Here is a 23269-nt window from a genome sequence, read left to right on the forward strand (position 1 = left end):
TGACCGTGGTGCAAGATCTGTAGGACAATTTAAGAGGCAGGGCACAAAACGCGATCGCAGAAACCGGGCACTCCAGGGAGTTTCGCAATGCATCTGTGCCACGCATGGAATATTGCGCCATCAAAGGACTTGTAACATTTAGTAATCCCTGGTTGGTTGGAAATAAAACAGGGATGTTACGTAAACTGTAACGGTGCATAGGTTTGCTTCTGGGAGAGGCATAATTCAGCTACAGTTTGTTCCTCACTACCATGCCCCAAACTGCCCTGTCTCAAGCCGCTGCTTCGCTGCTGGCCGCGCCGACCGACCGACCACCTGTCCCCGCACGTGCGATCGATGCCCGTCTCTATCAAATTCTGTTTCTCAGCTTGTTTTTGCTCCTCGGTCTCGTGACTCGGGATTGGACGCTCCATCCGACGATCATCCTCGTGGCGATCGTCACCTGCTGCGCCACCCAAGCGATCGCCCAGTCGATCGTCCAGTTTCTCCAATGGCGGGTGGAACAGAAATCTGACCCCTGGCCCATGCCTAGCTTGCAACCATCTACCTATTACAGTGCTCTCATCACAGCCCTGGGACTATCGCTCCTGCTCCGGGTCGATCGCTGGGAAACGATGGTTCTGGCTTGCAGCATGGCGATCGCGTCCAAATTCCTCCTACGGGTCAATCAGAAACATATTTTTAACCCTGGTAACTTTGGCATTATTTCGGTCTTGCTGCTGACCCATCACGCTTGGGTGTCACCGGGCCAGTGGGGAGAATCCGCCTGGTATGCGGCGCTGTTTCTGCTCTGTGGCGGCCTGGTACTGCAAAAGGTGGGGCGCTGGGATACCACCGTCGCCTTTTTATCGGTCTACGTTGGCCTAGAGGCCGTGCGCAACCTCTATCTAGGTTGGACGTGGGATGTTTGGGGGCATCGCCTCATGAGTGGGTCTTTGGTGATGTTTGCGCTGTTTATGATCACCGACCCGAGAACGATTCCCAATGCGCGATCGGCTCGCTTGATTTGGGCCGCCGCGATCGCAGCCCTCACCTTTGTTTTACGAAATGTCTATTTTCTTAATACAGCCGTCTTTTGGGCGTTGTTTGTGCTGGCTCCCTTGACCTTCCTTTTAGACTGGCTGTTTCAGGCCGATCGCTTTGAATGGCTGCATCCATCCGCCGATCGCTCCATGACTGCCAGCCCCTCCCTCGATCGGTAAAGTCTAGATCGGTAAAGTCTAGATTTTCATCCACACGATTACATTACCCACGATCGCAACCCACACGATTACAACAATTGTTACTCTCAGTTGCCTGAATTCTTTTTAGTGATTCACCCATTGATCAATACTGATTGGATAGAACGATGAAACATTCTCGATCCCTATTAAACTTTGTATTAGCTTTTTTAGCTGCAATAGCATTGTGTTTAACAGTTGTACCCGCAGCTTGGGCCTTCTGTGGCTTCTATGTTGCAAAGGCAGACTCCAAACTATACAACCAAGCCTCCCAAGTGGCGATCGCCCGCGAGGGTAATCAAACCGTGTTAACCATGGCCAATGATTACCAAGGCGAGGTCAAGGATTTCGCGATCGTGGTTCCGGTACCCGTCGTGCTGAAAAAGGAACAGGTCAAAGTCGCCAATCCCGCCATTATTGAACGGTTGGACGCCTTCAGTGCCCCACGACTGGTGGAATATTTCGATCCCGATCCTTGCCAGCGGTTTGAATTGGAAGATCGGATTCCCATGAGTGCCGTTCCCGCCCCCCAAGCCGCCGGAGAAAGCAAATCCCGCCGCAGTGATGCCTTTGGCGTGACCATTGAAGCTAAATTCAGCGTGGGTGAATACGACATTTTGATTCTCAGCGCTAAGGAATCCGGCGGATTGGAAACCTGGCTGCGACAAAACGACTACAAAATTCCGGACGGTGCCCGCAAACTGCTGCGACCTTACATTCGGCAGAAGATGAAGTTCTTCGTGGCTAAGGTGAATCTTGAGAAGTTTGAAGATTCCGGCTTTACCCGCCTGCGACCACTGCAAATGACCTACCAGTCACCGCGTTTTATGCTGCCGATCCGGTTAGGCATGGTGAACGCCCAGCAGGCCCAGGATTTGATTGTCTACGTACTGTCGCCCCAGGGCCGCGCCGAAGTCACCAATTACCGCACGGTGCAGGTTCCGTCCAATGTCAATATTCCCGAATTCGTTAAGAACGAATTTGGCCCATTTTACAAAGATCTGTTCAGCACAGCCTACGATCGGGAAAATCGCAACGTCGCCTTTTTGGAATATGCCTGGAATATGGCCAATTGCGACCCCTGTTCCGCCGATCCGCTCAACCCCGAAGAACTGAAAGAAGCGGGGGTCTTCTGGCTCGATCGATCGAGTGATGAGCCTAACCCCGGAATTTGGAATCGTCGTCGCCCGCCTGTGATGAATAACGGAGTGTACGTCACCCGCTTGCATGTACGCTATACCCGCGACAAATTCCCAGAGGATTTGATGTTCCAAACGACGAACAATCAGGACACTTTCCAAGGTCGTTATGTGATGCAGCATCCGTTCCTCGGCGAAGCAAAATGTGCAGAAGGTAAACGCTACCGCGCTGCGTTGCCCCGCCGGTTTGAACAGGAAGCTCAAACCCTCTCAAAATTAACGGGTTGGAATATTAACGACATTCGTAAAAAGCTACCAACCATTAAGCTGGCAGACTTTAGTTGGTTCGATCGGGTGTGGTTCAATTTCTTGGGTTAAAGTAACCCGGGTTCTCCGACCAGCCTTGCTATCAAACAATCAGCGGACGATCGCAGAATCCTCGATCGTCCGCTGACTCTAGTTTTTCGAATCTAGCAGTTTATCTAGCATGAAGTACTAAGCTTAACGCTGAGTTTAATGCCGTCATCAACGCTAAATCTAGTACTGAAATTAATGTTGACTCAATCGCTGATAGACCTGAGTCAGCGCAGTCCCGTCGCCCACATTGCCGGGAAATAGCACGATCGGTAAATTGGGAAACTGCGGATGGGTCTCGGACGTGCGCACCATCGACACCCCAGGAATCACCTGACCCAAGAGATAGGCGGTTTGCAGCGCTAGTCCTTGGCTCAGGGTATCGTTGGAGGTAATGCCCCCTTTGCTAATCAAAAAGCCGATATCCTCTGGCAAATGGCGAATCACATTCATCAGTAAACTGGAAACTGCTTCCCCAAACTTCAGCCGAGTCTCCACATCATCAAAGGTCAGTTCCTGCCGACTGGTGTAAACCACCGCCGTTTGTCCTGCTTGGTGAATTTGGCTGACCCGATCGTAAATTTCGGCCAAGAGTTGCCCTGGGATTGCGGGATTGGGGTCTAACAACCGCCCCACTTCTACCTCTACCCCCACCGTCCCCGGTGCTTGCAGTAGGTTGGCTAATTGTTCCGTCGTCTTTTTCACATGGGAACCGACAATGACAGCCCCCGGTTTGCCCTCCCGAACGTAGCTGGCCATTTCCTCCGGCGCGATCGGTTGGGGTGGCAGGTTCGCCAAGGCGGTGAGTAAACTAGCCGCACTGCGGAACAAAAAGCGTTTGCCCTGGGAGGCAGCGGCCAAAACCTCTGCTGCAAATTGATTCAGATCCGCTTGGGTTTCCGCATCCACCACCGCACAGCAATTCTGGGTCAGGTGCAACAGGCGATCGAGCACCCCCGATCGAATATCCGCCAGCACAAATCGCTCCACTTGGTTGGCAGCAATACGCCCCTGGGTTTTCTCCTCAACGTAGTCGGGTAGATAGCTATGGCTGTAGCCAAAGACAGAATCCTTCGCAAATTCCGTTTCGTGCACCGGGGTATCCACGCCATTGACCTTGAGGTAGTGAATGCTGTCCCGCGTCGTGCGACCGCCTTCAAAAAAGGCCGGGGTGAGGAAATGGGCATCAAATCCCCCCAGTTCCTCGGCAATCACATCGGTTTCGATCGGATAATGGCCGCGCAGGGTGGAGTCCGATCGGCTGACGACTAGGAAATCCTGAATACCGACTTCAGCGATCGCCGTTTTTAAATTGCGGCACACCTCCCGCGTCACATCTGCGGCTTGTTCTGCGGGCAGTGCTCGGGTATTGGTTAACACGAAAAAAATGGGTGCCTCATCTCGCAATCCCAACTTTAAAGTTTCCACATCCCACTGCATCAACAACAGACAGCTATGAACCGTCTGCGAGCCAGTGGGATCATCATCTAGCACAATAATTTTGGGGCGAGTATTCATAACCAACAATGCAACCGCAATAGGAAAAACGATGAACTGATGCTTGCTTTAGCCTACCAAGGAACGATCGCCAAACCCGCCCATTTCCAGAAACTCACCATAGGAATTCCTGCTGCAAAACATTGGTGTTGCAAAACATTGGTGTTGCAAAACACGAACTCTACAAAACACGAACTCTGCAAAATTCTGCAAAATAAAGAGAGACCCACGATCGTGAATCTCTCCCCCAATTTCTAGCCGATAGAACCTAGGCCATCTCTCTAACGACGGATGGTTAGCGACGGATGTCCTTCGCCATATTCCGGAACATATCCATGCTGGTATCCAGTTTGCGCCGTTCTTGAGCTTCTTGGCTGCCAGCAGCACCATTCTCCGTAGCCTTCGAGGCTGCGGTAGAGCTAGCCGAAAAACTACCATTTTGGCTATTGAAAACCGTTTGGTCTGCTGCAGACACTTCTTTTACAATCTCAAACTCTTCGCCACCGGCACTCTTCGGGAATGTCCGACGGATCTTTTTGGACTGCCGCATATAGTCGGTATTACCCATGGATCGTGCAGCATCATCATCCAAGAAAAAACTTTCCTTGGATTGAGGCTCTTGATCGTTATTTTTCCCAAATCCAAACAGACCTGCCATGCAATCCTCTCCTACCCCGTATAAAAACTTGATTTAGTTTTGTAAAAATCTATTCTATCAAAAATTGCTTAACAATCACGTCAAAACTGTTCCCTGTCAGGAATTGGTGAATTAGGAAGCCCTTGCCGTTAAGCCAGAAATTTACATTTCTTGAGAATTCAATCTGTAATGTAAATTACATTTAACAACATTGCGAATTCCGCAATCATTGACGAGTGCAAAGCCGGGTCCAATCAACGCTGCATCGACCGTGTGATTTCTTAGCAAATCCCTAACTTATGTATCGATGTTCCTATTGACTCACGCCGAACTGCGAAAATTAAGTCATAGGTTAGACTTGCTTCCCTGGCTCCACCCCCTACAGTGCTAAGAGGATGCATAAGACACATAGAATTCAGGACTAGGTTCCCAGCATTCGTTCCAACCTATTCTGGAATACTACGCATTTCCACTGAAGTTAAGCCCACCTGTCTTGTTTGGTGGAGGAGAACCATTATGCGACGATCGGTGATTTATGCCATTACACTGGCCTTTGCATTGCTGATGTCTACACCCGTGCGCGCAGCTGATCCGGATCAAGTCCAGAAGTTGCTAGAAACGGGCGAATGTCAGGGCTGTAACTTATCAGGCGCAAACCTACGCCATGCCCATTTGATTGGAGCCGATTTGCGGGGAGCCAACCTAGAAGGGGCAGACTTGTCAGGTGCGAACTTGGAAGGAGCCGATTTGACGGGTGCCAATCTAGCACGGGCTAACATGGTGGGAACCTTTGCTACCAACGCGGATATGAGTGGCAGCAACCTGGCGCGGGCGGACTTGACCAACGCGATCGTTTACAACGCAGAGACCCGAGGGGCTAACATTACGGGCTTAACCTTCCAGAATGCTCAACTCTACGGCAGCGGCATCAACGTCGGCGGCGGTGACTAGGTGTCTGCCACGGTGGCTAAGTACTAGCTAATCTGCCACGGTAGCTCAGTACCAGCCAAGGTGACTAAGTGCTTACCCAAGTAACTCAATGGGTCACTAACATCTACCAAGAAGGAGCAGAGCTTGCCCGTCTCTGCCAGCTTCCCGACCTTTCTTCAACCGCACAATCTTCCCCTAAATGCCCCCTGCCCATCTAAAAGACGAGAGCCTAGCCGCCCCATACCTTCTCTAGCACCGTCGAAGGTGCAATATCGGCCACTTGCCCAGTGGAGGACTTGATCGATAGGACGCGATCGTTCTTGGGGAGCAACTTATTAGGATCCGCCTGACCCAGTAGCACTAAAGTAAATGCCTGGGACGCGATAGATAGGTGCATCGTATCGCTGTTCAGACACATGACTAGGCTGGCTCCAGTCAGCATTGCCACCAATTGCCCAAGATTATCTGGAGCGGTGATCTTAAGCCCTGGTAAGGCTTCCACAAGCAGCTTGACCCAACTGTCATCCTCGGAGGTTTGTGCCAGCACCAAGGGTAACTCAGGCTGCTTTTTCTGAAAGTCTTGAAGAATCAGTCGCCAATTGTCAGCGGGGTAAACACCATCAGCGGATTTGGCATCACCACAAACCACAACATAGCCCCCAGAAGCCAACCCCAGACGTTGCCGTTCTTGGTCAGCCCATTGCAGATCTTTGGCGGGCACACTGACTTTGAAATCGGGCAGTGGCGTACTGAGATCCATGCCCTGCACCAGATCGTGGTAGGTCTGGGCGAGGTACTGATTGCCCTTGTAAGGGATCGATCGCGTGAGGAAGAGCTCACCCGCTCCTCCCGCAAACCCAACCCGATTTGGAATCCCACTCAACCAGAGGAGAAACCCCACTGACCATCGGTTATCCAGGGTAATCGCAGCTTCATATTCCCGATCGCGCACCGTTCCCAGCAAGTTACCCCAGTCGGCTAGACTGTTCCTCGCCTGAAAGTCGAACGCAATTACTTCATTGACTGACTTGGAAACTCGGTAGGCTTCCTTAGCTCTAGGCTCAACGACTACATCAATCTGAGCTTCGGGATAGCGTTTTTTCAAATCATCGATCGTTGGAAAAAAGAGGATTTGATCACCGATTTCACCGGGAACAAGAGCAAGGATTCTCATAAAAAAATGCTTTACACGTCTACCCGCTCCTTATTCTATGGGAATTCTATGGGATTTTTGCAAAGAGAAGTCGTGATTTCCTAGACAAATGTAGGGATAATTGCTCATCCCTGCACCCATCACCCTGCTGATGACCGGACTGACGACCGGATTCAGACTGATTACCGTACCGAGAATGCTTCGTTAAAGCGTTTGGTAATGGGTTCAGTGATGAAGCTAAGAACCGATTTCTTGCGGGTCACAATTTCTGCGGTGGCGGCCATCCCAGGGGTAAAAGCCACATCCCGCCCCCGCACCTTGATGGAAGACTGCTTGAGCCGAACCTTACAGGGGAAGACCGGGCCAATATCCCGTCCACTCTCATCCTTCTCAACGATCGCATCGGGGCTGATCTGAACCAATGTCCCTTCAACAATGCCAAATTCCTGGTAGGGGAAGGTCGCAAATTTGACTTTGACGTTCACTTCCTCCTTTTGCTCGAATTTTTGCAGGATAAACCCAATGTCCCGATTGAGGATCTTGGCCTCTAAGACTAAGTCTTGGTTTTTCGGCAGCACCCGCAGAATTTCTTCCCCCTGCTGAATCGGCCCTTGGGTCACCTTCACGTCATAAATCGTGCCGTCAAAGGGGGCTGTGATCGTTTCACGATCGTTTTGTTGCTTCTTGGCGACTTCCAATTCCCCTTGCTTCTTCGTCAGTTCCTGCCGTTGCAGAGTCAGCTGCGTCAGGACTTCCCCTTGGCGCTGCGGGGCGATCCCCGCTGCGGTACTTCTCGCCCCCTCAAAGGCTTGTTGGGCTTGCAATATCCGTTCAGCTTGGGCTTCAATTTCCTTTTCTAAACTGACGATCTGGTTCTGAGCCTCCACAATTTGATTGCTGGCATTGGTGACTTGGTTGCTGGCATTGGTCACCTGATCCACCGCGTTCAAATATTCGATGTGGGGAACAGCCTGATCTTCGTTTAAAGTGCGCAGTCGGGATTCCTTTTCCCTAGCAGTGGCCAGGTTCCGTTCTGCGTTCTGCTTGCTGATCTGCGCATTGGCTAAGGTTGCTCTCGCGTTGGCTAGGTTTTCGCGAAACCGTTCTAGGCGAGATTGCCCTTCCCCGATCGTGGCGAGTTGGCGATTGGCTTCGGCGTTGGCAGCCGATTGTTTTTCCTGAAGTTCCCGCTGCCGTGCTAGAAGAAGCTGGCTTTGTTCGGCATTAGCGGCTGTCACTTGCCCTCGGCTTTCCGCTTCCAACCGAGCAATATTCTCTTGAATTTTGGCGACTTCTTTCTCTAAACTTTCCACACTGGTTTCCGCAACCCCAGGATCCACTTCCACTAGTACCTCATCCTTGGTGACGGTTTGTCCCGGCTGGACGGCAACCCGCGATACACTTCCTGCACTCAATGCCCGCAGGGGGCGCACTTCAGTAAAGGGAACCAGCTTGCCTTGGGCCGTTGCAACTTCGTCAATCAAGCTAAAGTGAGCCCAACCGATCGCGCTCAAGGTCAGTACACTAATTCCCCCTGCTAACAAGCGGGTATACAGTGGTGGCAGTTCCTGGACGGCTTTGCCCAACTCGTAGGAAAGCTTATCTTCTGGATTCGCAAGTTGCTGCTTCAGTTGTCGGGACTGGGCAGGCGTGGCTGAGAGAGAGACTTTCATAGAATTGCCGGGATCGTTTTGGGGGACTAATGAAGTTGGGGGACGGGTGAGTCTTTGGAGTTGAGATGTTGGAGGCTTTAGCTTCCAGGTTAATCTACCTTCGCTGCTAGGATACCCACTTTTGAAGAAAAAAATGTTGGCCTGAGACTGGACTCAGTGGCAGGTTGCTAGAACCCCAATGAATCATCTCAATTCCATGATCATAATCTGGGATCCGCTCGCTTTGCCCAGCGGGAGCCTGCCCAACAAAACCCAGAAGCCTGTCTAATCAACCCTGTCTCATCAACGAAATGAGGCGGTGATCAGGAAATCAAAGCAAGGGAGGCACGATCGACGATCGTGCCTCCCTTCCAACGCAACTATTCAGTCTGAATCCCGCATTAGTCCGTCAAGTTGTGCTCAACCACACAGGCTTAGGACTCATTGGATTCTGACGATGGCTGATTCGACAACTGCTCTGCTTCTGGACAATCATCAGAGACAAGGGGATCGACATTGCCTTTTGGCACCGATGCTAATTTTTGGGTCACAGCCCCAATGCTTTCTAGGCGAACCATTTCTTCCCAGGAACAAACTTCGTCTTCTTCCTCCGTTTCGTACCGTAGGGTGACGAGATCGCCCTCAATATCCAAAATTCGGGCGCGCTCAATCCAGCGTTGCTGATCCCGCAGAAAAATCCAAACTTCTCGTCCATCGCAGCAAAGTTGATAAATTTTGCGGTGCAACATGGTGTTTCTCCTGAGACAATCATTCTCAAAGGTCTAGGGATAGATCCATCCATCACATCATGGAACTGACTGGAGTCTATCAGAGAGGGACCGGATATTCTACTGCACTCCCGTCTCCTCAAAGCGATCGAACCTCCTATTCACTCATACACAAACCTCTCCGAAAATCTCGATAAAACGGGCTCAAAAGTTCCTCAATGGCTAGAACTCTTTCCGTCGGCAAGGTCGATCGAGACCGTTGAACCACCCACTTGAGCTGGGTGCGGAGAAGCGTTGAAATGGGAGGATAGAAATTCTTCACTAAGCAAATAGCCATTCCAAACAACATTGGATCCTAAAAGACTCGGCTGAAAGAACAGCGCTTAAACCTTAGAGCCATGACCCAAAAGTGAATCACACAAACCTTGGATCCGTTATTAAACGTGCAGAAAGAGCAAGCTACAGAACTTTTTAGGGCTCTTTACAACTGCAAAATTTGAAGCTTTAACCGCCGAGATGCTGTCGGTACAAAACTGTACAAGCAAGGGTGAAGGAACCCGCAGCGCCAATTAAACTCGGTCAGTATAGTCATGCTGAGATACGAGGAATGCTCCAAGAACCTACCAAAGACTAGAAAGGCAATTTCCCTGGCCCAATTTACGAATGAGCTACCTAATAAGCTACGTAAAGTGATCCATTCGTTTCACCTCCAGGTTACCCCCCATTCTAGCGATTGTCAGGTCAATCTGCGGCCTTCATGAATAAATTTGTTCATAAATTTTGTTCCTAGATGTTGTTTATAAGGGGGTTCGTACCATCTACGATGCTTGGATCAGGGATCCTGACTATCCGCCAGGTCAGGGCAGCCACTGAGGATGAATTCCTGCAAACGGGAGGGATTGGGGTTCTAAAGCTTGCTTGGGATCACTCGCTAAGGGCAACAGCCATAGCTGTCCTGTTTTGGCCGTTGGTTCCCCGTTGGGAGAAGGCTTCACCGTTTGGTCAAATAATAGAGCTACTCCATCGGGCGCAAGGCTGACTTTGACTTCCCGTTGATTGGGCAACTTGAGCAACGGGTACAACGCCTCATTCGGGTTCTTGGCGGTTTGGGCGGTTTTGAGATCGATCGCCGCTAGGTAGGGTTGTTCCTGATAGGTTTCACCGGGAATCAGTTCCGTTAATAGACAGTAGAGAATCTGTTTGGTGGGATCAAAAATTGCATTCAGAATCGATCCCGTGGTTTGCAGAATTTCCTTTTCCCCTTGACCTGTGACCAGAAACAACGATCGCGTGTAGTTCTTATTAAACTTCACCATAGCCGCAGCGGTATTATCCCGGGCTAAGCCCAGCACGTTGCCAAATTTAGGTAAGAAGCTGGGTGCTTCCGCCCCCTCTTGCAGTGGCAGAACCGAGAGTCCTTCTCCCTGGGCCAGAATCATAGATTGACTGTCAGCAGTAATCAAAAAGTCGCCACCGGGTTGGTCGAGTTTAATGGGTGCTGGAGCTGTGCCCGATCGCAGAATCCAGGGTTCAGACTGTCCCTGATTTTTGCGGCTGACTCGCTGCACGACGATCGTCCGTCCATCGGGAGACAGGTCAAATTTCAAGTTTTGGTAGTCCTGATTGTCCAGAACTTCAAGAACCTGCCCTGCATCCCCAGGGCTATAGGGGAGATCACTCGCCTGCGGGTCGGACGCTGTCGGAGCATTGACCCGCAACCCCGTTGTGACGGTATAGAGCTTTTGCTCCACAAGGGGGACTGGATTATTGTTCGCTTGAGCCGCTGCTGGGGCTCGATCGACCGCTGAAAACAGGATGCGATCGGCCATGGGATAGGGCTTGAAGTCAAAGACCGTCAGATTAGACGGTGTCAAAAGACGTTTTTCCGTTTTGGTCAGGTTATAGAGCACCAAGCGTCCCGCCTCTTCTCCTTCCGTTCCCACATAGGCAAAAACCCGATCGCGGGTGCGAAAGGTGGCGCTGAAAGGTTGCATCTTGGCATGGTAGGTCCCCTGCTGAAACCGATCCTGGGCATCCTGCAATTGGAGTTGAAACGCTTCGCCATAGGGTGCGGGAAAGTTAAGCGTGTAAACCATGCGTCGGCCTGCCCAACTGATCCGACCGGGTAAGGATGGGGTAATCTTCAAATTGTTGACCACGCTCTCATGATCCATGGGACGGCTGAAGTTCAGCACAAACGCAGTGTCCATTGCGCCCACTTCCCGATCGTGCCAGTTAAACTCCCGCACGCGAGGCGCGCCCCGATCGCCCGCGAACAGCAGTACGCCAATCACAAGCACCAATGCCGCAATCAAGGCCACTGCCAACCGATCAAGGGGGTGCCCAAAACGGCGTGGAACTGGGGCAGGCATCTGCATCATAGCAATTGACCCTTCTCTACTTTATGCGGGGTACGCCGTCTATTCTAGACGGTCAAGGATTGCTAAACGGTCAAGGATGACAGAACCGGCATGGACTAGTCCCCAGAGCACAGCATTAGATCACGGCATTGAAGGCTGCTAAAGGAAATGCTGCTAAAGGTTGAAAAAGACCATTTTACACTGAAAAACAAATAAAAATAATCGAAAAAATCACGAAATTATGGGAGTTAGATCGTTATTTCGTCCGTAGCACTGGGGCACTCTAAGCAGGAATGTCCTTCCATGGCATTTGTTTAGATGATGACTCCCAATAATGACATTCTCCAAATCATTTAAGGAGAGATTTCCATGAGTTTAGATCCGCACTCTCCTGATGTTTTTCTATCCCCCTTTGACTCAGCTTCCCTCAATATTGACTCCCTTGTCAGCGAAATTGAAGCCATTGCCTCCGTGCAAGCTGCCAACTATGAAAATCTGGATGGGTTAGAAGACTCCGACGAAGTTCTGTCCCACCGAATTGCGACCTTTGTCATGGACGATGGCACAGGTCAACCTGATAGTGACTCTACCCGTTATCACCTGGATGTGCCGCGACCTAAATATGTGCAAGGGGTGCTGCGAGGTCAGCAAGCCTACCTCATTACCAATCTCTTAGGAGAAGGATCCCGTACCTTAATTCAGCCGCAGATGGTGTGGACGATCGGCCGCAACCGAGAAGCTGCGATGCCCATGCGCGATCGGATGATGTCGCGCCGCCATGCCGTCCTCATGTTTACCCGTCGAGAAGGCTTTTATCTAGTTGACCTTAACAGCATGAACGGATCCTTCGTGAATGGCATTCGAGTAGAAAACCGCTGCTTACTGAAGGATGGCGACTTTATTCAAGTCGGCAACACTGAGTTTTTCTTCTTCGTCAGTGGTAGCTACCGCTCCCTCGAAGCTCTCCATCCAGAAATTTTGACGCGATTGATTCATCCCACCACAAAAGCGAGTACCCATGTGGATTACTCAGAAATTCGCGAGGAAATTTCCTTTAACTTAAATCTCAACTAAGGATCTCCACTCACAGACCGACTGAACGCGGTAAACTAGTCCAGTTGCCTAATTGCTGATTACAAGCTGCACTGGACTATGTCGTCGTTTTTGTTGGAAGTTGGAACGGAAGAACTCCCTGCTGCTTTTGTGGCGAGTGCGATCGAACAATGGAAAGTTCGCATTCCCCAAAGCTTTGCGGAACTGAAACTAGAACCTTCAGGGATTGAATTCTACGGGACTCCACGACGACTGGCAGTACTGGTGAAGGGACTGCCCCTGCAACAAGCCGACCAAACCGAGGAAGTGAAAGGGCCCCCCGCCCAGGCTGCCTTCAAAGATGGCCAGCCCACCAAAGCGGCAGAAGGATTCGCCCAGAAACAAGGCGTGGCGGTAACAGATTTGGAAATTCGGCCCACGGATAAAGGCGATTTTGTCTTTGTGCAGAAGCAGATTGCGGGGCGTCCGGTGGCGGAGTTGCTGACGGAATTGGTACCGCAGTGGGTCATGGGCTTGGACGGCAAGCGATTAATGCGTTGGGGGAATGGGGATGTCCGCTTTTCCCGGCCCGTGCGCTGGTTGGTGGCGTTGATCGATGACACGGTGCTACCGATTACCTTAACCAATGGGGCAGAAGCCGTTTACAGCAGCGATCGCCTCTCAGCAGGCCATCGGGTGCTGCATCCGGAGCCCATCAGCATTGCAACGGCAGATGACTATGTTGCCACGCTACGGAAAGCCTTTATCGAGGTGGATCCGGCTCAACGGGAGCAGACGATCGTTACCCAAGCCAAGGCGGCAGCCGCAGAAATTGGGGGTGTAGCGACGATTAACCCCGATCTATTGGCGGAAGTCGTGAACTTGGTGGAATATCCCTCGGCGGTGGTCGGGAAGTTTGATGATGAGTTTCTGGAGTTGCCTGCGGAAGTGGCGGTAACAGAAATGGAGAGCCATCAGCGCTACTTCTCCGTGCGCAAAGGCGAAAATTCGGCGGAATTGCTCCCCTATTTCATTACGATTTCCAATGGTGATCCGGCTAAGGCCACCATTATTGCCCAGGGGAATCAACGGGTGATTCGGGCGCGGCTCTCCGATGGCAAGTTTTTCTTTGATGCCGATCGCAAAGAGAAGCTAGAAAGTTTTCTGCCAAAGTTGGAAACCGTAACCTTCCAAGCCGATCTGGGTTCCATGCGAGCCAAGGCCGATCGGATTATGGTGATTGCGGGGCACCTGTGCGATCAGTTGGCGATTACGGGGACGCAACGGCAGTCGATCGAACGGGCGGCGTTGCTGAGTAAAGCGGACTTGGTAACACAGATGGTGGGCGAGTTTCCGGAACTGCAAGGGGTGATGGGTGAGAAGTATGCCCGTCACAGCGGGGAAGGCGAAGAAGTCGCGATCGCCATCATGGAGCATTACCTACCCAAGGGTGCCGGCGATTCCTTGCCCCAAACGTTGGCGGGTCAGGTGGTCGGTTTGAGCGATCGTCTAGACACGCTGGTTAGCATTTTCAGTTTGAATATGATTCCCAGTGGTTCTTCCGATCCCTTTGCGTTGCGGCGGGCAGCGAATGCAATTGTCAATATTACTTGGGCTGCCAATCTCCAAATCGATCTCCTAGCATTGCTAGAGACAATCATTCAGCAATTCAGCCAGCAGTACGAATCAGTCATGAAACTGAAGGCTGATACATTGCTGGTTGCGTTGAAGGACTTCTTCCTCCAGCGGGTGCAGACATTGTTGAAGGAAGAGCATAGCATCGACTATGACTTGGTGAATGCCGTAGTGGGTGAAAATGATGCCGACTATGCCGATCGAGCGCTGCGGGACTTGGTGAATGTGCGCGATCGAGCAGTGTTCTTGCAAACGATTCGCCAGGATGGACGGCTAGCACCGATCTATGCGGTGGTCAATCGGGCCTCGAAGTTGGCAGCCCAGGGAACGTTAGATTTCCAACAGACCGATGTGACGGCGGTAGTGAAACCTTCGCTGTTCCAGAAATCTTCGGAGCAGGCGTTTTATGATGCGTTGACGCAGTTACAAACCCAAACGGACTATGACCAGTTGGTGAGTTCCCTGGCCGCGATCGCGCCGACATTGACGCAGTTCTTTGATGGAGAAGACAGTGTTCTGGTGATGGATAAAGATCCTGCCATCAAACAAAATCGGTTGAATCTCTTGGGCGTCTTGCGCAACCGGGCACGGGTATTGGCGGATTTCGGCGCGATCGTGAAGTCGTAAACGTGAAATCGTAAATTATCCAACGTAGGCCGTCAAATTGTAGACCAGGAGCGGGGTATGCCAAAGGCGTCAATTATTGGGGTGGGCAAGTCAGGCAACGGCGCAGCGCGGTTACTGAAGGCCCAGGGCTGGGAGGTGACAATTCACGATCGGGGCCAGTCGGAAGCCTTGCAGACCCAAGCCACCAGTTTGATAGCAGAAGGAATTGCCGTATCTCTCGGTGATGGCTTTGATCCGACCTTGGTACAACCGGATTTGCTGGTGGTGAGTCCAGGAGTGCCGTGGGATGTCCCTAGTTTGGTGCAGGCGCGCAGCTTAGGCATCGTCACGATCGGTGAAATGGAGCTGGCTTGGCGAAATTTGCGCGATCGGCCCTGGGTCGCGATTACCGGAACCAATGGTAAAACGACGACGACGGCCTTAGTGGCGGCAATTTTTCAAGCCGCTGGCCACCATGCTCCGGCCTTTGGCAATATTGGCTATGGGGCCTGTGAAGTGGCATTGCTGGAGCAGCAGCCAGACTGGTGTGTGGCGGAGTTAAGCAGTTATCAAATCGAATCTGCGCCCACGATCGCGCCGCAGATTGCCCTGTGGACAACATTTACACCAGATCACCTCGCTCGCCACAAAACCATGGCGAATTATTTTGAAATGAAAGCGCGATTACTAGCGCGATCACAAATGCAAGTGTGGAATGGGGATGATCCCTACCTACGGCAGTTGGGCCTAGAGCAGGGCTTTCCGGTGCGGCAGAATGCTTGCTGGACGAGTGTTTCCGGTAAAGCTAATTTAGTGGGCAATCCTGAGTTAGGGATTTGGATCGAAGACAATCAAGTGGTTTTTCGGGGTGAGGCTGTACTCGCCGCAGATGCGTTACGAATGCCGGGAAGCCATAATCTACAGAACTTGTTAATGGCGGTGGCAACAGCCAAGTTGGCAGGTATTGACAATGCAGCGATCGCTCAAGCAATTACGGAATTTCCTGGCGTGGAACATCGGTTAGAACAGGTGATTTGCTGGCAGGGCATTGACTTTATCAACGATAGTAAAGCCACTAATTATGATGCAGCGGAAGTAGGGTTGGCATCCGTCCAAGCTCCGGCCATTTTGATCGCAGGTGGTGCACCCAAGGAAGGGGAAGATGGGGCGTGGCTCGCTCAAATTCAACGATCGGCGGCAGCGGTGTTACTGATTGGAGACGCCGCGGAACGGTTTGCCCAGCGCTTGCAGACTGTGGGATACAGTAATTGCGAAATTGTGGAAACGATGGATCGGGCCGTTCCCCGATCTGCGGAATTGGCGAAGGCGTTGGGAGCGAAGGTGGTGTTGCTGTCTCCGGCCTGTGCCAGTTTTGATCAGTATGACAATTTTGAACAGCGGGGCGATCATTTCAAGCGCCTCTGCTTAGAGACGCTCGGTTAAGTACGGCATTTGGTGAAGCATCAGGGAGTCTACGGATGCCCCATGATTTACGGCGCGATCGCCGTTGGGGTTTGTCGAGCTTGGATTTCGAGATAAATTAGCAGTGCATTAATATCCGCCGGATTGACGCCGCCAATGCGTGATGCTTGACCGATCGTTAAGGGGCGTACTTTACTGAGTTTTTCCCGCGCTTCTTTCGACAGGGTGGCAATGCTCACGTAGTCCAAATCCGCTGGCAGTTTACGGTGTTCCTGGCGGGCGATTTGTTCGATCTGCGTTTGCTGGCGGTGGATGTAGCCTGCATACTTAATATCGATTTCTGCGCCTTCCTTTTCCGATCGATCTAACTCCAGGTTGCCTAAATTGAAGCGATCGAGATCAACGTAGTGAAACCCTGGTTTACGCAACAGTTCCGCTAGGGTAATTGATCCTTTGATGGCTTGTTGAGTGTGGTCAGCAATGGCTTTACCAAGTTCGTCGTGTTCCTTCACCCGTGTTGTATGCAATCGCTCCTTTTCTGCGGCAATGTTTTCCTGTTTGCGCGTAAACAATTCCCAACGTCGATCGTCGATCAGCCCAATCTCCCGACCCAGGGGCGTTAAGCGTTGATCCGCATTGTCCGATCGTAGGATTAAGCGATACTCCGATCGACTCGTTAACATCCGGTAGGGTTCCCGCAAATCCTTCGTGCACAGGTCATCAATTAACGTTCCCAGATAACTCCCTTCGCGCGGGAAAATTATTTCACGCTCCCCCCGCACCAAGCGCGCCGCATTCACCCCTGCAACAAACCCTTGGGCAGCAGCTTCTTCGTAACCCGTTGTGCCGTTAATCTGGCCAGCACAGAATAGCCCTTGAATTTTCTTAGTCATCAAGGTGGGATAGCATTGCGTGGCTGGGAGGTAGTCGTACTCCACCGCATAGGCCGGACGCAGCATGACGCATTTCTCCAGTCCCGGTAACGATTGCAACATCGCTAGCTGCAACCGTTCTGGCAATCCCGTGGAAAATCCTTGGACATAGATTTCAGGAATGTCTCGGCCTTCCGGTTCCAGGAAAATTTGATGACTTTCCTTATCAGCAAAGCGGACGATTTTATCTTCAATGCTGGGGCAATAGCGCGGGCCTTTGGCATCCACCCAGCCGCCGTAGACTGGGGACAGATGCAGGTTTTCCCGAATAATCCGGTGGGTCTCCGCCGTGGTGCGGGTCAGATAGCAGGGCACCTGGAGCCGCTCTTGCCAAGCCGTTGGGTCAAAGCTAAACCACCGCACGTCCTCATCTCCTGGCTGCGGTTCCAGGATATCGAAGTTGATCGATCGGCGATCGACACGGGCCGGAGTTCCCGTTTTCAGCCGTCCCGTTTCAAAGCCGAGACGATTCAGGGTATCGGTCAAGCCCGTAGCCGCAAATTCGCCCGCCCGTCCCGCTTCCATGGATTTATCACCCACCCAAATGCGTCCCCCCAGGAAGGTGCCCGTGGTGAGAATGACCGCTTTGCAGGCAAAGGCAACGCCAAAGTAGGTTTGCACGCCGATAATGTCGTCATTGGCCCCCAGAACCAAATCCGTCACCATCCCTTCCCGCAGGGTGAGGTTGGACTCCGTTTCCACAATCCCCTTCATGACAGCGGCGTATTCCCGCTTGTCCGACTGCGCGCGCAAGGCCCAGACCGCAGGGCCACGGGAGGAGTTGAGAATGCGCTTTTGCAGGTAGGTTCGATCGGCGACCCGACCCATTTCGCCGCCCAAAGCATCAACTTCATGCACCAGTTGGGACTTGGCGGGCCCACCGATCGCCGGGTTACAGGGTTGCCATGCCACCCGATCGAGGTTCAGCGTCAGCAACAGGGTGCGACAGCCTAAGCGTGCCGAGGCCAGCGCTGCTTCGCAGCCGGAATGGCCCGCGCCAACCACAACAACATCGTAGGCATCGATAAAGTCAACAGGTGCGTTCATGGGCTATAGGGATTGTTGAACGATCGAGCAAATCGGGCTGGCACTCCCAAATTGTTTGATGAGGATACCAACCCCCTATTTTAGCGGGTATCTTCAATCCTCGGGTGATGGGATTGTCAGCGTTGTGGGGAATGGCCTTGGCGGGGGCGATTGGGATCGCGATCGTTGCGAAATGCAATGAAATACGGGCGATCCGCAGGGCGCGATCGTAGAATCGAGACAGGGGGACTGCTGCAATTTCAGGTGTAATTTCAGTCGAGTGAATATTTCCAGAAGGACTTTGAAGATCAGGACTTTGAAGATATTGTTGCGGGTTCTCCCGTGATTCTGCCTAAGTGATTCCGTTATGGCAAAACCCCAGTGGTTAGGTTGGTTGATAGCGTTACCCAGAAAAGTGTGGCTCACGATCGCTGGGCTGATGCATGATGATGGGCACGGTCGGCCATCCAGCAACCGTCGTCGCTGGCGGTGGAATCGTTGGAAAATTCTGCTGGGATTGGTCGGCTTGCTGATTCTGCTGCGATTGCTTCCCTGCCTGGTTCCGATTCGTGCTACTGACTTGGTACAGGACGATCGCGCGATCGAATTCCGAGATCGCCATGGGACAGTTTTAGGGACCTTGCTAACCCGCGACCAAGACCATACCGCAGTAGTGCCGATCGAACGGGTGTCTCCCTGGTTTCTGCAAGCGATCGTTGCGGCGGAGGATAAGCGGTTTTACAGCCATGGCGCGGTGGATTGGTGGGCGATGGGACGGGCGATCGGGCAAGTTGTTACGACCCGTGAAGTCGTCAGTGGTGGCTCGACCATAACCATGCAGTTGGCTCGTATGATCGATCCAAAACCCCGGACGATCGCCAGTAAGCTCCAGGAAATTTGGGTCTCTTGGCGTTTGTGGGCAGGGATGGATCGCCGCGAGATTTTACACAGTTATGTCAACCGTTTGCCCATGGGGGGCAATGTGTATGGCGTAGAAGCAGCATCCAAGGTCTATTTTGGCATTCCAGCCCAGGATTTGAGTTTAGCGCAGGCGACGTTGCTGGCAGCGATTCCCAATGCCCCCAATCGACTCAATCCCCACGAACACTGGGATCGGCTCAAACGACGGCAACACTATGTCCTCGATCGCCTCGTTGCCGATCGGCTGATTACTCCAGAACAACGCGATCTGGCCTGGGCGGAAGTGGTGACGTTACAACCCCGCCAGCAGGGTATTCTTGCTGCTCCCCATTATCTCTTTTGGGTCGCGAAGCAATTACCCAAAACCCATCCAGCCCAGATTACCACCAGCTTAGATTTGCCCCTCCAACAATTTGTGGAAGCTCAAGTGCGCCAGGTGTTGGAAACACTGCAATCCTATAACGTGCAGCAGGCAGCGGCGATCGTGTTGGATAATTCCACAGGAGACGTGTTGGCCTACGTGGGATCTCGGGATTACTTCGCAGAATCGGAAATGGGGCGCAACGATGGCGTGCAAGCATTGCGGCAACCGGGTTCAACCTTGAAGCCATTTCTGTATGAATTAGCATTGGAAAAACAGATCATTAAACCGAATACAATTCTGGCGGATGTTCCGGCTCACTATGGAAGTCCTGGTGCGCAACTTTACAGTCCCACAGACTATAGTGAAACCTTTCAAGGGCCTGTGCGGGTTCGCATTGCCTTAGCTAATTCCCTCAATATTCCTGCGGTGCGAGTACTGGAAAAGGTGGGGGTTGCTACGTTTCTCGATCGCTTGCATCAATTGGGTTTTCGGCACCTCACCCAAACGCCGACTTACTACGGGCTAGGACTAACGCTAGGCAGTGGGGAGGTGAGTTTGTGGGAGTTGGCCTATGCCTATCAAGTGATGGCCAATCAAGGTCGATCGCCGCAAGCTTCTTCGCGAACCTCCGTGGATGTGGGTCTGCCGCAAGCCCCGCAGCTTAAACCGACGGCTTACCATCGGGATGCGGCGGCAACCTGGGCGTTGATTGCCGACATGTTGAGCGATCGCCATGCACGGGCCAAGTCCTTTGGCCTGAATTCGCTGTTGAGTTTACCGTTTCCGACGGCGGTTAAAACGGGCACCTCGTCAGATTTTCGGGATACGTGGACAGTGGGCTTTAGTCGAGAGTACACAGTGGCGACGTGGGTGGGCAATTTTACCGGAGAACCCATGCGGCAAATTTCAGGAGTGACGGGGGCGGCTCCGCTGTGGAATCAAATCATGGTGCATTTACATGGGCAGCGGGAACCGGAAGCGCTACCCAAACCGACGGGACTCGTGCAGCGTCCGATTTGTGCGTTGTCTGGGCTGAAACCCACACACGCCTGTCCAACGATCGTCCAGGAATATTTTTATCCAGAGGACTTAACTGCCTATGAACAAAGCCAGGATACTGCTGATCTGACCGTAGCGCAGACACCAGCGCAGTCGAGATCGAAACAGTCTACAGTACGGCTGAATTTACCTGCGGAGTACAACGAATGGATGGCCCAGCAATCTCAAGCAAAACGCTGGAATCAGCAACTAAGAATTATTTCCCCTCAGGAAGGTGATCAGTTTTTACTGGTATCAGATCGGGGTCATCCGTCAATTCAATCTTCACAAAAAGAGTCTGAACGACAACGCCTAGAATTTAAAGTGTCAACCCAGTCTCAACAGTCGATCGAGTGGATACTTAATGGAAAAACTATTGCTAAAACATCAAACCAGTCATTGTTTTGGGAAATGAAACCAGGAACTTGGACGCTTGAAGTGAAGCAAGGTCAAGTGAAGCAGGGTCAAGTGAAGCAGGGCCAAGAGACCGATCGGGTCCGCTTTCGGGTGGAGATGGCAGAACCCGAAAGCGATCGACGGGGATTTTCCACAGGAGCCGGTGATTAAGCAAATATTCAAATTTCTGCCCTCTCCTTGGTCACGGCATCGGACGTTTCGCGAAGTCCCTGCATAGCAGAATTGGAAAATCGCAAAACGTGTAACTGATTAACCGCTGCCTGCACTTCTTCGCGAGTGCCTAATCAATGGCAAGACTGACAGGACAGATTTTTCTGCCCCCGTCGTTCAATTTTGACCCCGATCGAGCTCCGCGAATGCCGTCTGAAGCTGTTGGCAAAGGATCCGGTGGGCCTGCCCATTACTGCCCACAAGACCGCCCCATTGACTCACATCCGCTTGGTTGTACCGCAACACAGACTGATCGAACCGCGTTAACAGTCCGCCCGCCTCCTGCAAAATCAACTCCGGAGCCGCAAAATCCCAATCTTTGGGTGCAGAATGACCCGATAGAGAAATATATAAATCAGCCGTTTGATCAACAATTGCTGCAATCTTACAACCCACACTGCCGATCGAAACTTGAGAAGCAACCGTTAATTGCTTTAATAACGCCTCTAGGGATGGACTTCGATGACTACGACTAGTCACTAAAATCATTTCTTCGATCGTCTTTTTCCGACTCACCTTCGCTGATTTGGGCTTACCGCCTTGCTGTTCTACCAAGGTGCCCTTTCCTGCGATCGCGCTATACAGCTTGCCCATCGCCGGACAAGCCACCACCGCCACCACCGGACGCCCTTGGTGCGTCAGTGCAATCTGTACGGCATATTCTCCGGTGTTATTGATGTAATCCTTAGTGCCATCCAACGGATCAATCACCCAAACCCAATCCTTCCCAAGTCTTTCCTTGGGGTCTTGCGTTTTAAAGGTCTCTTCACTGAGATAGGCAAAATCATCCAATCCCAATTGGAACTGCAACATCGTTAGAATATGTTGATTTGCCGCTAGATCGGCACTCGTTACGGGACTCTCACTTGTGCCCTTGACCTCAAAGCCGCCCGATCGCGCCTGTAATAAAATATCCGCCGCCTGCCAGCCCACGGTACGCGCTAGATTACGAAATTCTCCTAAGCGTTCTGCGATCGCCATACTGTTCCCTACCCATTCCAACCAACAATGTTAGATTCTTATTCTGTTAAGAACGATAATCCAACAAAAAAGGCATAGCAGCGCCATGCCCCACTAGTGTATTCTTTCTTATCAATTTCGTTTAATCTGTGTCGATTGATATCTTGACCTCAGACCAACCTGTCAGACTGAATTGCTCAAGCTCATGCCTCAGGTTTATTTCTCAGATCCAATTTCTCAGACCCATTTCTCAAACCCATTTCTCAGACCCATTTCTCAGACCTTGCGGTTTACTCGCTGAGAAATTCCGTCTCAAGCCTCAAGCATCCTGGGCGGGTTGAGCGATCGGTGCAAAGGCCGAAACCCAGTAGCGACGGCAACTCCAGAGCAACCCAGCCCCCACCGCTAAATAAATTAAACCTCGCACTTCAAAGCTGACGCCCGCTGCCCGTAAGACAATACCAATGCCCATCATGGCTACAATCAGCCCGATCGTTTTGGCTCCAAACATTTGGAAAATACTCTTCAACGGATTCGGTTCCTGGAGGCTGTCCACCCGATCGATGACCCGTCCAGCGGTTTTATCCAGCACCAGTTTGCCTTTCATCAGGCCCACGGCCAGGGCGATCGCGCCAATGCTGAGATGACGGGGATCCAAATCACCCAGGTACGGAAAATGGAACCAAAATACACTGCCCATGGTGAGCAAGCCTGCGCCCACTAAGGTCCAAATGGATGCGGCTATCCAGAGGTGCTGCTGTCGATTCAGTCCACTCCAACGACCTTCCCTCCAACGACCTTCCATAGGGTATCTCCGGAAATGTAACGAAACGATTAACAATTATAGACGTTGGGGGAAACCAGTGCTAGCGCGATCGCGTGGTCAGATCATCGAAATCCTGCTATTTCCATCCTGCATGATGCACGATGGGGCAACTCTGCAACCCACCCGAAAAAAAGAGACGTCCCCGAGGGAACGCCTCTAGAAGTGTTCAAACGTTCAAAGCTCAAGTTTTCAAAGCTCAAGTTTTCAAAG

General features: G+C 51.9%; 17 protein-coding genes. 8 read left to right on the plus strand and 9 right to left on the minus strand.

What is annotated here, in order from left to right:
* Positions 1 to 251 precede the first annotated feature (251 nt).
* Together H6G21_RS01295 and H6G21_RS01300 are read left to right on the plus strand one after the other, a co-directional pair.
* Positions 252 to 1202, plus strand: a complete 951-nt coding sequence (locus tag H6G21_RS01295) for an RnfABCDGE type electron transport complex subunit D (protein ID WP_190569684.1) — start codon at positions 252 to 254, stop codon at positions 1200 to 1202.
* A 146-nt stretch (positions 1203 to 1348) separates the two neighbouring features.
* Entirely contained in the window at positions 1349 to 2737 is a 1389-nt protein-coding gene (locus H6G21_RS01300; protein ID WP_190569686.1) for a DUF2330 domain-containing protein, read from the plus strand.
* Between the two features lie 171 nt (positions 2738 to 2908).
* On the opposite strand, the gene H6G21_RS01305 is transcribed toward H6G21_RS01300, so the two are convergent.
* Positions 2909 to 4231 carry a four-carbon acid sugar kinase family protein gene (locus H6G21_RS01305; protein WP_190569688.1) on the minus strand — a complete coding sequence of 441 codons (1323 nt, stop codon included), beginning with the start codon at positions 4229 to 4231 and terminating at the stop codon, positions 2909 to 2911.
* 39 nt (positions 4232 to 4270) lie between these two features.
* Here H6G21_RS01305 and H6G21_RS01310 point away from each other — a divergent pair, with 39 nt between their 5' ends.
* Positions 4271 to 4468 (plus strand): hypothetical protein, encoded by a 198-nt coding sequence (locus tag H6G21_RS01310; protein ID WP_190569690.1) that lies wholly within the window; start codon positions 4271 to 4273, stop codon positions 4466 to 4468.
* A gap of 37 nt (positions 4469 to 4505) precedes the next feature.
* On the opposite strand, the gene H6G21_RS01315 is transcribed toward H6G21_RS01310, so the two are convergent.
* The gene (locus tag H6G21_RS01315) at positions 4506 to 4868 is read right to left on the minus strand and encodes a hypothetical protein (protein ID WP_190569692.1); all 363 of its coding nucleotides are present in this window, start codon (positions 4866 to 4868) and stop codon (positions 4506 to 4508) included.
* Between the two features lie 495 nt (positions 4869 to 5363).
* On the opposite strand from H6G21_RS01315, the gene H6G21_RS01320 reads away from it, so the two are divergent.
* A complete protein-coding gene (locus tag H6G21_RS01320) occupies positions 5364 to 5798 on the plus strand; it encodes a pentapeptide repeat-containing protein (RefSeq protein WP_190569694.1) in 435 nt (144 codons plus the stop codon).
* A 208-nt stretch (positions 5799 to 6006) separates the two neighbouring features.
* Here the strand turns inward: H6G21_RS01320 and H6G21_RS01325 are convergent, their stop codons facing one another.
* The 4 genes from H6G21_RS01325 to H6G21_RS01340 all read right to left on the minus strand — a co-directional run bounded on the left by H6G21_RS01325 (position 6007) and on the right by H6G21_RS01340 (position 11691).
* The gene (locus H6G21_RS01325; protein ID WP_190569696.1) at positions 6007 to 6951 is read right to left on the minus strand and encodes a glycosyltransferase family 9 protein; all 945 of its coding nucleotides are present in this window, start codon (positions 6949 to 6951) and stop codon (positions 6007 to 6009) included.
* A 161-nt stretch (positions 6952 to 7112) separates the two neighbouring features.
* Entirely contained in the window at positions 7113 to 8603 is a 1491-nt protein-coding gene (locus tag H6G21_RS01330; protein ID WP_190569699.1) for an HlyD family type I secretion periplasmic adaptor subunit, read from the minus strand.
* A gap of 413 nt (positions 8604 to 9016) precedes the next feature.
* The gene (locus H6G21_RS01335; protein WP_190569701.1) at positions 9017 to 9331 is read right to left on the minus strand and encodes a DUF6679 family protein; all 315 of its coding nucleotides are present in this window, start codon (positions 9329 to 9331) and stop codon (positions 9017 to 9019) included.
* Between the two features lie 836 nt (positions 9332 to 10167).
* A complete protein-coding gene (locus H6G21_RS01340) occupies positions 10168 to 11691 on the minus strand; it encodes a hypothetical protein (protein WP_242041575.1) in 1524 nt (507 codons plus the stop codon).
* 348 nt (positions 11692 to 12039) lie between these two features.
* Between H6G21_RS01340 and H6G21_RS01345 the strand changes: the two genes are divergently transcribed.
* From H6G21_RS01345 to murD, 3 genes are all read left to right on the plus strand, one after another.
* A complete protein-coding gene (locus tag H6G21_RS01345; protein WP_199306956.1) occupies positions 12040 to 12744 on the plus strand; it encodes an FHA domain-containing protein in 705 nt (234 codons plus the stop codon).
* Positions 12745 to 12822: 78 nt separating this feature from the next.
* Positions 12823 to 14964 carry a glycine--tRNA ligase subunit beta gene (gene glyS, locus H6G21_RS01350; protein ID WP_190569702.1) on the plus strand — a complete coding sequence of 714 codons (2142 nt, stop codon included), beginning with the start codon at positions 12823 to 12825 and terminating at the stop codon, positions 14962 to 14964.
* Between the two features lie 57 nt (positions 14965 to 15021).
* Positions 15022 to 16386, plus strand: coding sequence for a UDP-N-acetylmuramoyl-L-alanine--D-glutamate ligase (gene murD, locus H6G21_RS01355; RefSeq protein WP_190569704.1), 1365 nt, complete (start codon positions 15022 to 15024; stop codon positions 16384 to 16386).
* A 47-nt stretch (positions 16387 to 16433) separates the two neighbouring features.
* Here murD and mnmG read toward each other — a convergent pair whose 3' ends face one another.
* Positions 16434 to 18344 carry a tRNA uridine-5-carboxymethylaminomethyl(34) synthesis enzyme MnmG gene (mnmG, locus tag H6G21_RS01360; protein WP_190569707.1) on the minus strand — a complete coding sequence of 637 codons (1911 nt, stop codon included), beginning with the start codon at positions 18342 to 18344 and terminating at the stop codon, positions 16434 to 16436.
* A 346-nt stretch (positions 18345 to 18690) separates the two neighbouring features.
* On the opposite strand from mnmG, the gene pbpC reads away from it, so the two are divergent.
* Positions 18691 to 21213: a penicillin-binding protein 1C gene (gene pbpC / locus H6G21_RS01365; RefSeq protein ID WP_242041576.1), complete on the plus strand. Its 2523-nt coding sequence runs from the start codon at positions 18691 to 18693 to the stop codon at positions 21211 to 21213.
* A 177-nt stretch (positions 21214 to 21390) separates the two neighbouring features.
* Here the strand turns inward: pbpC and H6G21_RS01370 are convergent, their stop codons facing one another.
* Both H6G21_RS01370 and H6G21_RS01375 read right to left on the minus strand, forming a co-directional pair.
* Positions 21391 to 22254, minus strand: a complete 864-nt coding sequence (locus H6G21_RS01370; protein WP_190569709.1) for a 3'(2'),5'-bisphosphate nucleotidase CysQ — start codon at positions 22252 to 22254, stop codon at positions 21391 to 21393.
* A 298-nt stretch (positions 22255 to 22552) separates the two neighbouring features.
* A complete protein-coding gene (locus tag H6G21_RS01375; RefSeq protein ID WP_190569711.1) occupies positions 22553 to 23038 on the minus strand; it encodes a hypothetical protein in 486 nt (161 codons plus the stop codon).
* Positions 23039 to 23269: the final 231 nt, after the last annotated feature.

This window comes from Alkalinema sp. FACHB-956, from assembly GCF_014697025.1.
Lineage (GTDB): Bacteria > Cyanobacteriota > Cyanobacteriia > Leptolyngbyales > Leptolyngbyaceae > Alkalinema.

What these genes read in the sequence shown, in the direction of transcription:
- H6G21_RS01295 (WP_190569684.1), top strand. Translation starts at nt 252, where the DNA reads ATGCCCCAAACTGCCCTGTCTCAAGCCGCTGCTTCGCTGCTGGCCGCG.
- H6G21_RS01300 (WP_190569686.1), top strand. Translation starts at nt 1,349, where the DNA reads ATGAAACATTCTCGATCCCTATTAAACTTTGTATTAGCTTTTTTAGCT.
- H6G21_RS01305 (WP_190569688.1), bottom strand. Translation starts at nt 4,231, where the DNA reads ATGAATACTCGCCCCAAAATTATTGTGCTAGATGATGATCCCACTGGC.
- H6G21_RS01310 (WP_190569690.1), top strand. Translation starts at nt 4,271, where the DNA reads ATGCTTGCTTTAGCCTACCAAGGAACGATCGCCAAACCCGCCCATTTC.
- H6G21_RS01315 (WP_190569692.1), bottom strand. Translation starts at nt 4,868, where the DNA reads ATGGCAGGTCTGTTTGGATTTGGGAAAAATAACGATCAAGAGCCTCAA.
- H6G21_RS01320 (WP_190569694.1), top strand. Translation starts at nt 5,364, where the DNA reads ATGCGACGATCGGTGATTTATGCCATTACACTGGCCTTTGCATTGCTG.
- H6G21_RS01325 (WP_190569696.1), bottom strand. Translation starts at nt 6,951, where the DNA reads ATGAGAATCCTTGCTCTTGTTCCCGGTGAAATCGGTGATCAAATCCTC.
- H6G21_RS01330 (WP_190569699.1), bottom strand. Translation starts at nt 8,603, where the DNA reads ATGAAAGTCTCTCTCTCAGCCACGCCTGCCCAGTCCCGACAACTGAAG.
- H6G21_RS01335 (WP_190569701.1), bottom strand. Translation starts at nt 9,331, where the DNA reads ATGTTGCACCGCAAAATTTATCAACTTTGCTGCGATGGACGAGAAGTT.
- H6G21_RS01340 (WP_242041575.1), bottom strand. Translation starts at nt 11,691, where the DNA reads ATGATGCAGATGCCTGCCCCAGTTCCACGCCGTTTTGGGCACCCCCTT.
- H6G21_RS01345 (WP_199306956.1), top strand. Translation starts at nt 12,040, where the DNA reads ATGAGTTTAGATCCGCACTCTCCTGATGTTTTTCTATCCCCCTTTGAC.
- glyS (WP_190569702.1), top strand. Translation starts at nt 12,823, where the DNA reads ATGTCGTCGTTTTTGTTGGAAGTTGGAACGGAAGAACTCCCTGCTGCT.
- murD (WP_190569704.1), top strand. Translation starts at nt 15,022, where the DNA reads ATGCCAAAGGCGTCAATTATTGGGGTGGGCAAGTCAGGCAACGGCGCA.
- mnmG (WP_190569707.1), bottom strand. Translation starts at nt 18,344, where the DNA reads ATGAACGCACCTGTTGACTTTATCGATGCCTACGATGTTGTTGTGGTT.
- pbpC (WP_242041576.1), top strand. Translation starts at nt 18,691, where the DNA reads ATGGCAAAACCCCAGTGGTTAGGTTGGTTGATAGCGTTACCCAGAAAA.
- H6G21_RS01370 (WP_190569709.1), bottom strand. Translation starts at nt 22,254, where the DNA reads ATGGCGATCGCAGAACGCTTAGGAGAATTTCGTAATCTAGCGCGTACC.
- H6G21_RS01375 (WP_190569711.1), bottom strand. Translation starts at nt 23,038, where the DNA reads ATGGAAGGTCGTTGGAGGGAAGGTCGTTGGAGTGGACTGAATCGACAG.